At 60.0% G+C, this 15,246-nt stretch carries 13 protein-coding genes; 7 read left to right on the top strand and 6 right to left on the bottom strand.

Features of this window, described 5'->3' with window-relative positions; translation table 11 throughout:
* Nucleotides 1–11 precede the first annotated feature (11 nt).
* The 4 genes from QF043_RS19935 (at nt 12) to QF043_RS19950 (ending at nt 6,431) form a co-directional block, all read left to right on the top strand.
* Nucleotides 12–1,343 carry a deoxyguanosinetriphosphate triphosphohydrolase gene (locus QF043_RS19935; RefSeq protein ID WP_056857161.1) on the top strand — a complete coding sequence of 444 codons (1,332 nt, stop codon included), beginning with the start codon at nt 12–14 and terminating at the stop codon, nt 1,341–1,343.
* A gap of 165 nt (nt 1,344–1,508) precedes the next feature.
* Nucleotides 1,509–1,904 (top strand): response regulator, encoded by a 396-nt coding sequence (locus tag QF043_RS19940; protein WP_307419904.1) that lies wholly within the window; start codon nt 1,509–1,511, stop codon nt 1,902–1,904.
* Between the two features lie 256 nt (nt 1,905–2,160).
* Nucleotides 2,161–2,787, top strand: a complete 627-nt coding sequence (locus QF043_RS19945; protein ID WP_056857163.1) for a response regulator transcription factor — start codon at nt 2,161–2,163, stop codon at nt 2,785–2,787.
* A gap of 8 nt (nt 2,788–2,795) precedes the next feature.
* Entirely contained in the window at nt 2,796–6,431 is a 3,636-nt protein-coding gene (locus tag QF043_RS19950) for a transporter substrate-binding domain-containing protein (RefSeq protein ID WP_307419906.1), read from the top strand.
* Between the two features lie 25 nt (nt 6,432–6,456).
* Here QF043_RS19950 and QF043_RS19955 read toward each other — a convergent pair whose 3' ends face one another.
* Nucleotides 6,457–6,939, bottom strand: coding sequence for a GAF domain-containing protein (locus QF043_RS19955; protein ID WP_307419907.1), 483 nt, complete (start codon nt 6,937–6,939; stop codon nt 6,457–6,459).
* Nucleotides 6,936–7,826, bottom strand: a complete 891-nt coding sequence (locus QF043_RS19960) for an ATP-binding protein (protein ID WP_138816083.1) — start codon at nt 7,824–7,826, stop codon at nt 6,936–6,938. Before QF043_RS19960 ends, QF043_RS19955 begins: the two co-directional genes overlap by 4 nt.
* 163 nt (nt 7,827–7,989) lie before the next feature.
* Here QF043_RS19960 and QF043_RS19965 point away from each other — a divergent pair, with 163 nt between their 5' ends.
* The gene (locus QF043_RS19965) at nt 7,990–10,299 is read left to right on the top strand and encodes a response regulator (RefSeq protein WP_307419909.1); all 2,310 of its coding nucleotides are present in this window, start codon (nt 7,990–7,992) and stop codon (nt 10,297–10,299) included.
* On the opposite strand, the gene QF043_RS19970 is transcribed toward QF043_RS19965, so the two are convergent.
* From QF043_RS19970 to msrB, 3 genes are all read right to left on the bottom strand, one after another.
* Complete coding sequence (locus tag QF043_RS19970) at nt 10,253–10,744, bottom strand: MarR family winged helix-turn-helix transcriptional regulator (RefSeq protein WP_307419910.1); 492 nt, start codon at nt 10,742–10,744, stop codon at nt 10,253–10,255. The genes QF043_RS19965 and QF043_RS19970 overlap by 47 nt on opposite strands.
* Nucleotides 10,741–11,226: a glutathione peroxidase gene (locus QF043_RS19975; RefSeq protein ID WP_056857169.1), complete on the bottom strand. Its 486-nt coding sequence runs from the start codon at nt 11,224–11,226 to the stop codon at nt 10,741–10,743. Before QF043_RS19975 ends, QF043_RS19970 begins: the two co-directional genes overlap by 4 nt.
* 201 nt (nt 11,227–11,427) lie before the next feature.
* A complete protein-coding gene (msrB, locus tag QF043_RS19980) occupies nt 11,428–11,820 on the bottom strand; it encodes a peptide-methionine (R)-S-oxide reductase MsrB (protein ID WP_056857170.1) in 393 nt (130 codons plus the stop codon).
* A 202-nt stretch (nt 11,821–12,022) separates the two neighbouring features.
* Between msrB and QF043_RS19985 the strand changes: the two genes are divergently transcribed.
* Together QF043_RS19985 and htpX are read left to right on the top strand one after the other, a co-directional pair.
* Nucleotides 12,023–13,234, top strand: coding sequence for a pyridoxal phosphate-dependent aminotransferase (locus QF043_RS19985; RefSeq protein WP_017136168.1), 1,212 nt, complete (start codon nt 12,023–12,025; stop codon nt 13,232–13,234).
* Between the two features lie 304 nt (nt 13,235–13,538).
* A complete protein-coding gene (gene htpX, locus QF043_RS19990; RefSeq protein WP_307419911.1) occupies nt 13,539–14,426 on the top strand; it encodes a protease HtpX in 888 nt (295 codons plus the stop codon).
* 157 nt (nt 14,427–14,583) lie between these two features.
* Here the strand turns inward: htpX and QF043_RS19995 are convergent, their stop codons facing one another.
* Nucleotides 14,584–15,240: a thiopurine S-methyltransferase gene (locus QF043_RS19995; RefSeq protein ID WP_307419912.1), complete on the bottom strand. Its 657-nt coding sequence runs from the start codon at nt 15,238–15,240 to the stop codon at nt 14,584–14,586.
* Nucleotides 15,241–15,246: the final 6 nt, after the last annotated feature.

Here is a 15,246-nt window from a genome sequence, read left to right on the forward strand (position 1 = left end):
GAGTAACCGCCTTGGATTGGCCCACCCTGCTTACCCGCGAACGTCTTGGAAAACCCCTGCACAGCCCGGAAGAACTCGGCCGTAGCCCGTTCCACAAAGACCACGATCGGATTATTTTCTCCGGCGCGTTCCGCCGCCTGGGCCGCAAGACCCAGGTGCACCCGGTGTCCAGTAACGACCATATCCATACGCGCCTGACCCACTCCCTGGAAGTCAGCTGCGTCGGCCGCTCCCTTGGCATGCGCGTCGGCGAAACCCTGCGCAGCGCCCTGCCCGACTGGTGCGAGCCAAGCGACCTGGGCATGGTGGTGCAATCGGCTTGCCTGGCCCATGACATCGGCAACCCGCCGTTCGGGCACTCGGGTGAAGATGCCATTCGCCACTGGTTCCAGCAGGCGGCCGGACGCGGCTGGCTGGATGACATGAGCACGGCCGAGCGCAATGACTTCCTCAATTTCGAAGGTAACGCCCAAGGTTTCCGGGTGCTCACCCAACTGGAATACCATCAGTTCGACGGCGGCACACGCCTGACCTACGCCACCCTCGGCACTTACCTGAAGTACCCCTGGACCGCCCGCCACGCGGATTCATTGGGCTACAAGAAGCACAAGTTCGGCTGTTATCAGAGTGAGCTGCCGATCCTTGAGCAGATTGCCCACAAGCTCGGCCTGCCGCAATTGGAAGAGCAGCGCTGGGCGCGTCATCCGCTGGTCTACCTGATGGAGGCGGCCGACGATATCTGCTACGCCTTGATCGACCTCGAAGACGGCCTGGAAATGGAGCTGCTCGACTATGCCGAAGTCGAGTCGCTGCTGCTCGACCTGGTGGGTGACGATTTGCCCCAGACCTACCGGCAACTGGGCCCGCAGGATTCACGTCGGCGCAAGCTGGCGATTTTGCGCGGCAAGGCCATCGAGCACCTGACCAATGCCGCCGCACGCGCCTTCGTCGAGCAGCAGGACGCCTTGCTCGCCGGCACGCTGCCAGGCGACCTGGTGGAACACATGCACGGCCCGGCCAAGCGCTGTGTACTGGACGCCAAGGACATGGCGCGCAAGAAAATCTTCCAGGACAAGCGCAAGACCCTGCACGAAATCGGCGCCTACACCACCCTGGAAATCCTGCTGAACGCCTTTTGCGGTGCCGCCCTGGAGCAGCACGGCGGGCGCACGCCGTCGTTCAAGAACCGGCGCATCCTTGACTTGCTGGGCAACAGTGCGCCGAACCCAGCCTGGTCGCTGCACGCTTCGTTTCTGCGCATGATCGACTTTATCGCCGGCATGACCGACAGCTACGCCACCGAAATGGCACGGGAGATGACCGGGCGCTCCAGCCCACAATAAAACTTAGATCTCGCCGCCTGCGTCTCGTACAGACTTTACCTACGACGGGAACAGAGCGGCCTGATCGAATTCGCACATCGGCTCGAGGAATAATCGCGCAGGCTTCTTGCGAACCTGACACACAATTCCTACGTCACGCCCCTCTGACTGAGCCATGTGCCTTCTATGCCCATACCCTGTCTTCGAATCCTATTGGTGGAGGATCATCCCTTTCAGCTCCTGGCCACTCAGTGCCTGCTCAAGAGCTTCGGTTTCGAGCAACTGACCCTTGCGGAAAATGCCGAACAGGCGATCCGCTCGATGTCCTGCACCACCCGCCCCTTTGACTTGATGCTGTGCGATCAATGCCTGCCTGACCTGCCTGGGCTGGAACTGGTAGACATTGCCCATCGCGGACACTTCATCACCGGCGCCATCTTATTGAGCAGCCTGCCGGCAACAGAGTTGTCCAACCTGACACTCCAGGCCCGGCAGCGCGGTTTGCCACTGCTGGGTTACTTACTGAAGCCGCTGAATAAAGAGGCGCTGGCGGAATTGATTGCGCCACTGCTCTCGATATAAATGTAGGACTATAAACACTGTTCACGGGTCAATTATCGCGGCAACACCCTCGTTGAATCCCTGACACCGCTCCAGGGCTGACTGATTCAACTATTGCTTACATCCGACGACGCAAAGCCTTATCGATCGGTAGGTCGTTACCTTTTATTATGTAGGAATTCTCCTGTTTTATATCTACTCCCCCCAACGCTCATCCTCCTCCCTCATCTTCTGAGCTAATGTGCCCGCTTTATTTGCACTTGCATGGACTATGATTATGAACACGGTTTTTATCATTGATGACCATCCGGTTATCCGGCTGGCCATTCGCATGTTGCTGGAACACGAGGGTTATAAAATCGTTGGCGAAACGGACAACGGGTGTGACGCAATACAGATGGTTCGCGAATGCCTGCCCGACCTGATCATTCTGGACATCAGTATTCCCAAACTCGACGGCCTCGAAGTGCTCTGCCGATTCAACGCGATGAACACCTCGATGAAAACCCTGATCCTCACGGCCCAGAGCCCGACGTTGTTTGCCACGCGCTGCATGCGCTCGGGTGCAGACGGCTATGTGTGCAAGGAAGGCGACCTGAGCGAATTGCTGAGCGCCATTCGTGCGGTGCTGTCGGGTTACAACTACTTCCCCAGCCAGGCACTCAATTCCAATGGCGTCGACAGCAAGGACGCACTGGAACTTGAACTGTTCAAGGCCGTGAACGACCGCGAACTGATGGTATTGCAACTTTTCGCACAAGGTCGTACGAACAAAGAAATCGCCAAAGGTATGTTTCTAAGTAACAAGACAGTAAGCACTTACAAAAAAAGGCTGATGCAAAAACTTAAAGCCAAGTCCTTGGTAGAACTTATCGAGATGGCAAAACGAAACGCGCTAGTGTGAGAAAGCGGATGCCCAGGCGTATAAAGGACTATCTGATTATATTATTGGCCGGCATGTGCTTGAGCACTACCGTGCCCGCAGCCCATCAAATCGGACCGGAACACTTCACCTTATTGAGCCGCGCGGGTACCGTTCAACTCGATACTCAACTGGATAAGGCCCAGCGCCAGTGGCTACTGTACAAACGCGAGCTGGTACTGGGCACCTCGGCACCCGACTATCCGCCCTTCGACCTCACCTCCAGCGGTCGCGACTATGAGGGCCTGACCGCCGATTACGCAGGGCTGCTGGCTAAAGCCATGGCCTTGCCCGTCAAGGTGTTGCGCTATCCGACACGAGACGCCGCGATCCATGCGCTTGAGACCGGGGAGATCGACCTGCTGGGCTCTTCCAACGGCTTTGAGGCTGCCAACCCCAAGCTCATGCTGTCGCAGCCGTATGCGGTGGACCAGCCCGTACTGGTGACCCGCGAAGGTGAAACCCGCAGTTTGAGCGATGGCCTGGCTGGCCTGCGCTTGAGCCTTGTCTATCACTACCTGCCGTTGAGCGAAGTGGAAAAGTTGTACCCGCAGGCGGATATCCGCGCGTTTCCCTCTTATCAGAACGCGCTCAATGCCGTGGCTTTCGATCAGGCGGACGTGTTCCTGGGGGACACTATTTCCACCCATTACATGATCAACAAGGGCTACCTGAAAAACATCCACATGGCCAACTTCGGCAAGCATGAAGCCTATGGCTTCAGCTTCGCCTTGCGCCACGATCAGGACGTTCTACTGAGCATCGTCGATGCGGTGCTGGCGGCCGTCCCCATTAATGAGCGCGACAGCATCGCCAAGCGTTGGAGCGCCGGCAGCGACATCCTGCTCACCGACAAGAAACTGCAACTGACCCAGCGTGAAGAGCGCTGGCTCAAAGAACACCCGGTGGTCAAAGTCGTGGTCAATGAGACGTTCGCGCCGTTGACGTTCTTCGATGCCGACGGCAACTTTCGCGGTATTACCGCCGACCTGCTGGAACTGATCCGCCTGCGCACCGGCCTGCGTTTTGAAATCCAGCGCAGTCGCGAAGTCAGCACCATGATCGAGCAGCTCACCACGGGTAAAGCCGATGTCATCGGGGCCATCGTCCCCAGCGCCGAACGCGAGGCTCAGCTCAGCTTCAGCCGCCCTTACCTGGAAAACTCCTACGTCCTGCTGACCCGCAAGGAACCCGACGCGGCCGTAAACCTGGAGCAGATGGCAGGCAAGCGCCTGGCAATCACCCTGGGCAACCCGCTGGAGAAAACCTTGCAAGAGGACTTCCCACAGATTCGCCTGGTGGAAGTCAGTGATACCTTCAAGGCTTCGGAAATGCTGGCCCAAGGCAGTGTGGACGGCGCGGTGAACTCGTTGGTCATCGCCAACTATTTCCTCGCCTCCCAGGTGTTCCAGGACAAACTGCAGATCAGCGCCAGCATCGGCACACTGCCCGCGACCTTCGCGTTGGCCACGCCACGCGGTGCCGTTGAACTGAGCTCAATCCTGGACAAGGCGCTGCTGAGCATTGCCCCGGACGAAATGGGCGTGATCAACAGCCGCTGGCGCGGTTACACGCCGGCCTCCGACAGCTACTGGCGCAATTACCACCAACTGATTGCGCAAATCATCGTTGGCACCGGGTTGCTGCTGCTGATTTCCCTGACCTGGAACGCCTACATGCGCCGCCAGATCAAGCATCGCAAAATGGCCGAGCGCGCCCTCAATGACCAGTTCGAGTTCATGCGCGCACTGGTCAATGAAACACCGCACCCGATCTACGTACGCGACCGCAAGGGCCTGTTGCAGACCTGCAATGACAGCTACCTGCAAGTGTTCGGGGTCAAACGCGAAGAGGTGATCGGCAAGAGTGTGGTGCAAATGGACATGGCGCTGGCCCCTGAGGCCGCGCAGTACCATGCCGACTACCAACGGGTAGTGGTGGAAGGCACTCCGCTGATCCTCGATCGCACCCTGCACATTCACGGCAAAAAACTCACGATCTACCACTGGATCCTGCCCTATCGCGACTCGGACGGCGAAGTGCAGGGCATCATCGGCGGCTGGATCGATATCAGTGACCGGCGCCAATTGTTCGACGAGTTGCGCACCGCCAAGGAACGCGCCGACGAGGCCAACCGGGCCAAAAGCACCTTCCTCGCCACCATGAGCCATGAAATCCGCACGCCGATGAATGCCGTGATCGGGATGCTGGAGCTGACCCTCAAGCGCGCCGATCAGGGCCATCTCGACCGCCCGGCGATCGAAGTTGCCTACAACTCGGCCAAGGACCTGCTGGAGCTGATCGGCGATATCCTCGACATCGCACGCATCGAATCCGGCCGCCTGAGCCTGGCTCCCGAGCGCGTGAACCTGCGCGAAGTGATCGAGTCGGTGGTGCGCGTCTTCGACGGCCTGGCCCGCCAGAAAACCCTCAGCCTGTTGCTCGAATTCGACACCCACCTCGATAACACCGCCGTGCTGATCGACCCGCTGCGCTTCAAGCAGGTGCTGTCCAACCTGGTCAGCAACGCGATCAAGTTCACCGAGCGTGGGCAAGTGAAGATCAAGGTGCAGGTGCAAGCCACCGAGCAGCCCCACGAGGTGCAGATGAAGCTGGTGGTCGAGGACACGGGCATCGGCATCAGCCGCGACGACCAACTGCGCCTGTTCGAACCCTTTGCCCAGGCGGACAACTCCGGGCACCTGGCCAGGAGTGGAGCGGGCCTGGGGCTGGTGATCTGTCGCAGCCTGTGCGAGATGATGGGCGGGCAACTAAGCCTGAGCAGCGTGCCCATGGTGGGCACTCAAGTACAGGTCAGCCTGAGGATGACCTGCCTCAAGCCCATTGAAGCGCTGGACGAGCTCAAGTCCCAGGCGCCGACAGCCGCGGCGGTGCTTAATGTGCTGGTGGTGGACGACCACCCGGCGAACCGTTTGCTGATGTGCCAGCAATTGGGTTACCTGGGGCACCAGTTCACGGCGGCCCAACATGGCGCCGCCGGGTTTCAGGCCTGGCGCCAGGAGCACTTCGATCTGGTGATTGCCGACTGCAACATGCCCGTGATGAATGGCTATGAGTTGAGCCGTTCGATCCGTGAATACGAGCAGCGAGAGCAACAGCTGCCCTGCGTGATCCTCGGTTTCACCGCCAATGCCCAACCCGAGGAAAAACTTCGCTGTGCGCAAGCGGGCATGAATGACTGCCTGTTCAAGCCCATCAGCCTCACGGCACTGGAGCAGCATCTGGCGCAGATCAAACCGCAATCCAGCGGCCAGCCGCTGGAACTTGAGTGCCTGGACGCACTGACCGGCGGCGACCCGCAATTGAGCCGACGTTTGCTGGCGGAACTGTTGAGCAGCAGCCGTCAGGACCGCGAGGACCTGGTGGCCTTGATGGCCCGCCAAGCGGCGCCCCAGGCCATCATTGAGCAAGCCCACAAGATCAAGGGCGCCGCGCGCATCGTCCAGGCAAGTGCATTGGCGGCGCAATGCGAAGCACTGGAACAGGCCTGTGCCCGCAACGAAGCGCGCCCCACGCTGGACGTGGGGGTCAAGGCCCTGGAAAAACTCATGCTGGAACTGGAGAGGACGCTGCAAGTGCAGCTCCATAAACTGGGCAGTCAATAACGGCGACCCGCCCTCTCCTGCTGGATCAGCAGTCGGTCAACCGCAGGAAAATCGCCGCCAACTGCTCGATGCCTGCCTGGTCCTGCTCGCTGAAACGGGCCAGCGACGGGCTGTCCAGATCCAGCACACCCACCAGCAGGCCATCCTTGACCAATGGCACCACCAGTTCGCTGTTGGAAGCGCTGTCACAGGCAATATGGCCCGGGAACGCATGCACATCTTCCACCCGCTGGGTTTGGCGCGATGCCGCCGCCGCGCCGCAGACGCCACGCCCGAAGGGGATACGCACGCAAGCGATCTGGCCCTGGAACGGGCCAAGTACCAGTTCTTCATGGCGGTTGAGGTAGAAGCCCGCCCAGTTCAAGTCGTCCAACTGGTTGAACAGGAACGCCGAGAACTGCGCACTGTTGGCGATAAAATCACGCTCATCGGCGAGCAGCGATTCCAGCTGCGCGCAGAGCATGGCATAGCCGTCCAGGCCGGTGCCGGCCTGTTGTAAATCGATCATGGTTGACGCTCCAACAACTTAAGACCCACCCAGTAACGGGCGAATTGATACGCGCACCGGCCGTTGCGGTTGCCACGCCCGGTGGCCCAGCGCACGGCCAGGATATCGAGGGCTTCATCACGCTGCCACTGCAAGCCGGCCTTGCTGGCCAGTTCGCCGATCCAGTGTTCGACCACGTCCAGGAAGTGTTCCTGGCTGAACGGGTAGAACGACAGCCACAAGCCAAAACGGTCGGACAAGGCAATCTTGTCTTCCACTGCCTCACTGGGGTGCAACTCACCGTCCACGCGCTTCCAATTGTCATTGTCGCTCTGGTTTTCCGGCACCAGGTGACGACGGTTGGAAGTGGCATACAGCAACACGTTTTCCGGCGCTTGCTCAAGAGAGCCGTCCAGCACGCTCTTGAGTACGCGATAATCACCCTCACCCGCTTCGAAAGACAGGTCGTCACAGAACAGGATGAACCGCTGCGGCAGCTTGAGCAGTTGCTCGACCACGCGCGGCAGGTCAGCCAGGTGGTCGCGCTCGATTTCAATCAGGCGCAAACCGGCCTTGGCATGCTGGGCCAGCAAGGCGCGCACCATGGAGGATTTGCCGGTGCCGCGCGAGCCCCACAGCAACGCATGGTTGGCGGGCAGGCCATCAAGAAATTGCTGAGTGTTGCGAGCCAGTTGCTCACGTTGCTTGTCCACGCCGATCAAGTCGGACAGGCGCATGTCCAGGCTCACTTCCAACGGCAGCAAAAAGCCGCTGCGGCCTTCGCGCTGCCAACGGGCGGCGAGGCAATTATTCCAGTCGATGGCTTGACGCGGTGCTGGTAACAGCGGTTCCAGGCGAGCCAGAACCGCATCGGCCCGCTCAAGAAAAGCATTCAATCGAGAGTCCACGATTATTCCTCTGGCAAGTTCTTGCAAAAGATGGCGTATTGGCAACCCTGTGGCAGACCCCACGAGGCTGCGTATAAAACGATTCATGCCGGCCAAGCGATAGCCTGTGGATGTTCAGCTATGCTTGCCGGGCGAAGGGAAACGTGAAGTGGTTCAACACCCGATGGATATCAAGTTCGCCCACCGCTTGTCTTATAAACAAGCTCGATTGACTGTGCTAGTCGGATTTGTCTTGGGAACCTTGCTCAGCCTGATCCAAATCGGCATTGATTATGTCAGCGAAGACGCCTCGATCAACCGTGAAATACGCTCACTGATCGAAATCAGTCATAACCCTGCTTCACGTATCGCCTACAACATTGACGCCGAACTCGCCCAGGAACTGGCCCTGGGCCTGTTGCACTCGCCGGCCGTCACCCACGCGCAACTGGTCGATAACAATGGCGTGGTGCTGGCCGACGTGAACCGGCCGCGCAAAGAAAGCGCGTACCGGCCCATCAGTGACTTCCTGTTTGGTGCCAACCGCCTGTTTGAAGACCGACTGTTCCTCAGCCACATGCCTAACGACTCCCTCGGCGTGCTGCGCCTGGACGTCGACACCTACGCCTTTGGCAGCCGTTTCCTGCACCGTGCCGAGATCACCCTGCTCAACGGGTTCGCCCGCAGCCTGCTGCTCACAGGCATTCTGCTGGGCCTGTTCTACGTGATGCTGACCCAGCCGCTGGTGCGCATCATCCGTGCGCTGAGCACCAGCAAGCAGGCCCGCCTGGATTGCCCGCCGGGTCACGAGAACGATGAAATCGGCGTGCTGGTGAACGTCGCCAACCAGCAATTCGAAAACATGCAGACCGAAATCCAGCAACGGCGCCATGCCGAGGACCGCCTCACCGAGTACCTGGGCCAACTGGAAGATATCGTCTCGGCACGCACCCTGGAGCTCAAGGCCAGCAACCAGCGCTTGAGCCAATCCAACGATGAGCTCGAAGCCGCCAAATTGACCGCCCTGGCCATGGCCCAGGCGCGCGCCGCGTTCCTGGCCAATATGAGCCATGAGATCCGCACGCCGCTCAATGGTTTGCTGGGCATGATCGCGCTGTCGCTGGACAGCCCGCTGAACGCCGAACAACGCCAGCAACTGTCCATCGCCCACGATTCGGGCAAGGTGCTGGTGGAACTGCTCAACGACATCCTCGACCTGTCGAAATTCGACGCCGGCCAGTTGGAGCTCGAACGCATCCCGTTCGACCTCGGCTCATTGGTGGAAGACACCGCCAACCTGCTGTCGCAGAACGCGGCGCCGAGTGTCGAGTTGACCTGCCTGATCGACCCGCTGTTTCCGGCGCAGGTGATTGGCGACCCGACACGGGTACGGCAAATCGTCAGCAACCTGCTGTCCAATGCCTTGAAGTTCACCCGCTTCGGCCGCGTGGACGTGCGCCTCAGTGCCGAGGATGACCGGGTAAAAATCGAAGTCTGTGACACCGGCATCGGCATTGCCCAGGAAGCGCAGGTGAAGATATTCCAGCCGTTTACCCAGGCAGGTGCGGGTATTACGCGCCAGTTCGGCGGCACCGGGCTGGGGCTGGCGTTGACGCATAACCTGTGTGAAGCGATGAAGGGCCGCTTGAGCATCAGCTCGGAAGTCGGCTTTGGCAGCCAGTTCTGCGCCGACCTGCCGCTGCCCACACATTTGCCGGCCGCACGCCAAGCGCCACTCGCGGGCGAAGTCATCGCCATCACCAACGCCGGCAGTGGCCTGGCGGAATTGCTCGGCACCTTGCTGCCGGCTTGGGGGTTGGCGCTGCGCTGCTATTCCCAGGACGATGACTTGACCGGGCTGCGCCCCGACCTGCTGATTACCGATTGCCCGGAGTGCCTGTTCCGCCTGCGCCCAGGTATCAGCGCGCCGATCCTGCTGGTGACGGCCTATGGCAACTTCATGCCCAGCGAAGAAGTCGCGGCCCTGATGCCGCTGCAGCAACAGGCACGCCCGCTGAGTCGCAATGCGCTGTACCAGATTCTGCAACGCAACCTGCGCAGCGAAGCGCAACTGATCCTCGACCCCGTCCAGATGGACGCCGCGCCCCTGGCACATCGCGCGCGCATCCTGCTGGTGGAGGACAACCCGGTCAATCAACTGGTGGCCAAGGGCATGCTCAGCAAGCTCGGCTGCGAAGTGATCGTGGCGGCCCATGGCGGCGAAGCGCTCAAATTGCTGGAAGAACAGCGCTTCGACATGGTGTTGATGGACTGCAATATGCCGGTGATGGACGGCTACGAGGCCAGCCGGCAAATTCGTCGCAGCGGACGCTGGCCGGACCTGCCTATTGTCGCCCTGACCGCCAACGCCCTGGCGGAGGAGCGCGAGCGCTGCCGGGCGGCCGGAATGGATGACTACCTGGCCAAACCGTTTCGCCGCGAAGAGCTCAAGGCCCTGCTGGACCTGTGGGTGCGGAACTCGACAAGCCTTTGATCTGCGCCAGCAACTCGTCCAGCCCCTTGCGCAAGACGTCGGCCTGGTTCAGGTCGACACCGCTGTCGCACAGCAGCCGGGTTTTCAAGGCATGGGCCTGGTCGCGCAACTGCACGCCCGCGGGGCTCAGGCTCAGGTGCACCTCGCGCTCATCCAGCGCGCTGCGCCGACGCTGCACCAACGCTAACTGTTCCAGGCGCTTGAGCAGCGGCGTCAGCGTGCCCGAGTCGAGCATCAGGCGCTCGCCCAGGGCTTTGACCGTGGGTTGCGCCGGGGTCGCGGCGTGCCATTCCCACAACACCAGCATCGCCACATATTGCGGGTAGGTCAGGCCCAACAGGTCAAGCATCGGCTTGTAAGCCCGCGTCACCGCGCGGGACGCGGCATAGAGCTTGAAGCACAGCTGGTCGTCCAGGGCCAGGGACACACGGGGCACGTCGGTCATTTGAGCAGGGCTTCGATCTCTTGGGTCAGGGCTTCGGGCTTGGTGGTCGGGGCAAAACGCTTGACCAACTTGCCATCACGGCCGATCAGGAACTTGGTGAAGTTCCACTTGATGCGTTGGGAGCCCAGCAGCCCCGGCGCTTGTTTTTTCAGTTGCACGAACAGCGGGTGGGCGTCGCTGCCATTCACGTCGATCTTCTTGAACAGCGGGAAGCTGACGCCGAAGTTCAGCTCACAGAACTCGGCAATCGCCCCTTCGTTGCCAGGTTCCTGTTTGCCGAACTGATTGCAGGGAAAGCCCAGCACCACCAGACCTTGGTCCTTGTACTGCTGCCACACCTGCTCCAGGCCCTTGTACTGCGGGGTGAAGCCACATTTGCTGGCGGTGTTGACCACCAAAATGGCCTTGCCGGCAAAATCGGCCAAGGTCTTTTGCTCACCCTTGATGGTGGTGCACGGGATGCTCAGCAGGTTGTCGCTCATGGCAGCGCCTCGGATACGGGGAAAGAACTGCAAAGATAGTAGGCAATTCAATTGTGTGCAATTTAATTGACCGACATAACACCTGATACGAATGTGGGAGCGGGCTTGCTCGTGAATGCAGTGTGTCAGTCTCCTGATACATCGACTGATACACCGCATTCGCGAGCAAGCCCGCTCCCACATTGGAGAGTGCTATCGGCCCTAGCGTGGAACCAGGTCCAGGCACACCGAGTTGATGCAGTAACGCAGGCCGGTGGGCGGCGGGCCATCCGGGAACACATGCCCCAGGTGCGCGTCGCACTTGGCGCAGGTGACTTCGGTGCGGATCATGCCGTGGCTGACGTCACGGATCTCGATCATCGCGCTGTCGGCAATCGGTGCGTAGAAGCTCGGCCAGCCGCAGCCGGAATCAAACTTGGTGGTGGAATCGAACAGCGGCTCATTGCAGCAAATGCAGTGGTACACGCCATCAGTCTTGGTGCCATTGTATTTGCCGCTGAAAGGTCGCTCGGTGCCTTTGAGACGGCACACGTTGTACTGCTCCGGATCGAGCATCGCCTTCCATTCTTCAACGGTTTTCTGCAACTTATCCATCGGTACACCTCGGCAACTGAAAAACCCTGATCTGTGTCTTTTCCATGGATCAGGCGGCACGTATGATTGCGCCTCTTCAAAACGCCAGTCTGGCACCCGCGCTACCGGCATTCAAACGTATTTATGGGTGCGGGCCCCGTAGGTTTCGCAGTACGGTAGTGTCCACGCCGTCTGGATCGTTCATTTTCAGGATCACATCGCCATGCAGGTCAGCAAATCGAACAAGCTCGCCAACGTCTGCTACGACATTCGCGGCCCAGTGCTCAAGCACGCCAAACGCCTGGAAGAGGAAGGCCATCGCATCCTCAAGCTGAACATTGGCAACCCGGCGCCCTTTGGTTTCGAAGCGCCGGACGAAATCCTCCAGGACGTGATCCGCAACCTGCCGACCGCCCAGGGCTACAGCGACTCCAAAGGCCTGTTCAGCGCGCGTAAAGCCGTGATGCAGTACTACCAGCAAAAGCAGGTGGAAGGTGTCGGCATTGAAGACATCTACCTGGGCAACGGCGTGTCCGAGCTGATCGTAATGTCCATGCAGGCCTTGCTCAACAATGGCGATGAAGTGCTGGTGCCGGCGCCCGACTACCCGCTGTGGACCGCCGCCGTGACCCTGGCCGGCGGCCACCCGGTGCACTACCTGTGCGATGAAGGCGCGGACTGGTTCCCGGACCTGGCCGACATCAAGGCCAAGATCACCCCGAACACCAAGGCCCTGGTAATCATCAACCCGAACAACCCCACCGGCGCCGTGTATTCCAAGGAAGTACTGCTGGGCATGCTCGAACTGGCGCGCCAGCACAATCTGGTGGTGTTCTCCGACGAGATCTACGACAAGATCCTCTACGACGACGCCGTGCACATCTGCACCGGCTCCCTCGCGCCGGACCTGCTGTGCCTGACCTTCAACGGCCTGTCCAAGTCTTACCGGGTGGCGGGTTTCCGCTCCGGCTGGATCGCCATCTCGGGCCCCAAGCACAACGCCCAGAGCTACATCGAAGGCATCGACATGCTGGCCAATATGCGCCTGTGCGCCAACGTGCCGAGCCAGCATGCGATCCAGACCGCCCTCGGCGGCTACCAGAGCATCAACGACCTGGTCTTGCCCCAGGGCCGTCTATTGGAACAACGCAACCGCACCTGGGAACTGCTCAACGCGATCCCGGGCGTCAGCTGCGTGAAACCCATGGGCGCGCTGTATGCCTTCCCGCGCATTGACCCGAAAGTCTGCCCGATTCTCAACGACGAGAAATTCGTGCTCGACCTGCTGCTGTCGGAAAAGCTGCTGGTGGTGCAGGGAACGGCGTTCAACTGGCCGTGGCCGGATCACTTCCGCGTGGTGACCTTGCCGCGTGTGGATGACCTGGATATGGCCATTGGTCGCATCGGCAACTTCCTCAAGTCCTATCGCCAGTAATGTAAAAGTCGCTGTACGACCGCCATTTGGTCGTACAGCGAGTATCTGGCAACACTTCTCTAGCCTGCCTCCCCTCCTCGCTTGCCGCTGCACACCACGGACCGGTCAGCCCTTGTAATTACAGGGCGCCAAGGCATGAGCGTGGTGATCAGCGGTCACTTTTCAGGTCAGAATTTCCCTTCAGGGCTCTACATTGATGCTGTAGGACACAGTTTGAAATAGTCGCTCGGTTGAATCACCCCAGGCCGCACCTTATATACCCCGCAGTACGCGACATATTAAGCATGAGGAGAACTCTACAACCATGATGCGCATCCTGCTGTTCTTGGCCACTAACCTGGCGGTCGTGCTGATTGCCAGCATCACCCTGAGCCTTTTCGGCTTCAACGGGTTCATGGCGGCCAACGGGGTTGATCTGAACCTCAATCAGCTGCTGGTTTTCTGTGCGGTCTTTGGTTTTGCCGGCTCGCTGTTTTCGCTGTTCATCTCCAAATGGATGGCGAAGATGAGCACCAGCACCCAGGTCATCACCCAGCCACGCACCCGGCATGAGCAATGGTTGCTGCAAACCGTTGAGCAACTGTCCCGCGAGGCCGGCATCAAGATGCCTGAGGTCGGGATCTTCCCCGCCTATGAAGCCAACGCTTTCGCCACCGGCTGGAACAAGAACGACGCGCTCGTTGCGGTGAGCCAGGGCATGCTCGAACGCTTCTCCTACGATGAAGTGAAGGCCGTGCTGGCCCACGAGATCGGCCACGTGGCCAATGGCGACATGGTCACCCTGGCGCTGGTACAAGGCGTGGTGAACACCTTCGTGATGTTCTTCGCACGGATCATCGGCAACTTTGTCGACAAGGTGATCTTCAAGAACGAAGAAGGCCGCGGTATCGCTTACTTCGTGGCGACCCTCTTTGCCGAAGTGGTACTGGGCTTCCTGGCCAGTGCAATTACCATGTGGTTCTCGCGCAGACGCGAGTTCCGCGCAGACGAAGCCGGCGCCCGCCTGGCCGGCACCGGGGCGATGATCGCAGCGCTGCAACACTTGCGCTCCGAACAGGGCCTGCCGGTGCACATGCCCGACAGCCTGACCGCGTTTGGCATCAACGGTGGCATCAAGCAAGGCTTTGCCCGCTTCTTCATGAGCCACCCGCCGCTGGAGGAGCGTATCGATGCGCTGCGTCGTCGGGGCTGATAGCTCAGCAGTGACGGCTTTGCAGTGACACAGAAAGGGGCGATTTGATCGCCCCTTTTTTGTGGGTGCTGATAACGCCATCGCGGGCAAGCCCGGCTCCCACAGTGAACGCATTCCAATGTGGGAGCCGGGCTTGCCCGCGATGGCGATGCAATAGTCAACGCAGAGTCAGTTGATACACACGCTCCTCCAGCCGCGTAACGCCGTCCTGCACAAACTTCCAGCTCTCGCCCAGGATGTCTTGCTCTTCAAGTACAGTCAGGCTCCAACGCAAGCCCAGCAATACCCTGACTTCTTCGTCAGTCACCCCAAACGGCGGTCCCGCCTTCTGCGTCTGATCATAGTCCAGGGTGATCAGCAGCCCCTTGCAACCAGGGCGCACAAGCGTATTCAGATGCTCCGCGTATCGCGCCCGCATCAGCGGCGGCAGAGCGATCAACGCCGCGCGGTCATAGAGTGCAGTGCAATCGCTCACCGCCTCGGCGTCGATGGCGAAGAAGTCGCCGCACCACACCTCGATCAAGCCGGACACATACACCTTGAATGCGCCTTGCTGGCGGATATGCGGCGTCAACGACTGCTCATTGAAGAAGGCTTCAACCGCCTGCTCCGACAGTTCGACGCCCATTACGCGATACCCAAGGCTTTCGAGCCAGATCAAATCCAGGCTCTTGCCACACAACGGCACCAGCACTTTTGCGCCATCCGGCAGTGCCAGTTTCGGCCAATGCCGTTGCAGGTAAGGGTTGACGTCAGGCTGGTGAAAGCCAATCTGATTGCGCGCCCAGCGCTCTTGCCAAAACTTAGGCTCCATAAATCA

Source organism: Pseudomonas sp. W3I7 (assembly GCF_030816095.1).
In the GTDB taxonomy this organism is placed as follows: Bacteria; Pseudomonadota; Gammaproteobacteria; order Pseudomonadales; family Pseudomonadaceae; genus Aquipseudomonas; species Aquipseudomonas salomonii.

Excerpts from the sequence above, each read along its gene's own strand:
- QF043_RS19940 (WP_307419904.1), top strand. The coding sequence starts at position 1,509 with ATGCCCATACCCTGTCTTCGAATCCTATTGGTGGAGGATCATCCCTTT.
- QF043_RS19945 (WP_056857163.1), top strand. The coding sequence starts at position 2,161 with ATGAACACGGTTTTTATCATTGATGACCATCCGGTTATCCGGCTGGCC.
- QF043_RS19950 (WP_307419906.1), top strand. The coding sequence starts at position 2,796 with ATGCCCAGGCGTATAAAGGACTATCTGATTATATTATTGGCCGGCATG.
- QF043_RS19955 (WP_307419907.1), bottom strand. The coding sequence starts at position 6,939 with ATGATCGATTTACAACAGGCCGGCACCGGCCTGGACGGCTATGCCATG.
- QF043_RS19965 (WP_307419909.1), top strand. The coding sequence starts at position 7,990 with ATGGATATCAAGTTCGCCCACCGCTTGTCTTATAAACAAGCTCGATTG.
- QF043_RS19970 (WP_307419910.1), bottom strand. The coding sequence starts at position 10,744 with ATGACCGACGTGCCCCGTGTGTCCCTGGCCCTGGACGACCAGCTGTGC.
- QF043_RS19975 (WP_056857169.1), bottom strand. The coding sequence starts at position 11,226 with ATGAGCGACAACCTGCTGAGCATCCCGTGCACCACCATCAAGGGTGAG.
- msrB (WP_056857170.1), bottom strand. The coding sequence starts at position 11,820 with ATGGATAAGTTGCAGAAAACCGTTGAAGAATGGAAGGCGATGCTCGAT.
- QF043_RS19985 (WP_017136168.1), top strand. The coding sequence starts at position 12,023 with ATGCAGGTCAGCAAATCGAACAAGCTCGCCAACGTCTGCTACGACATT.
- htpX (WP_307419911.1), top strand. The coding sequence starts at position 13,539 with ATGATGCGCATCCTGCTGTTCTTGGCCACTAACCTGGCGGTCGTGCTG.
- QF043_RS19995 (WP_307419912.1), bottom strand. The coding sequence starts at position 15,240 with ATGGAGCCTAAGTTTTGGCAAGAGCGCTGGGCGCGCAATCAGATTGGC.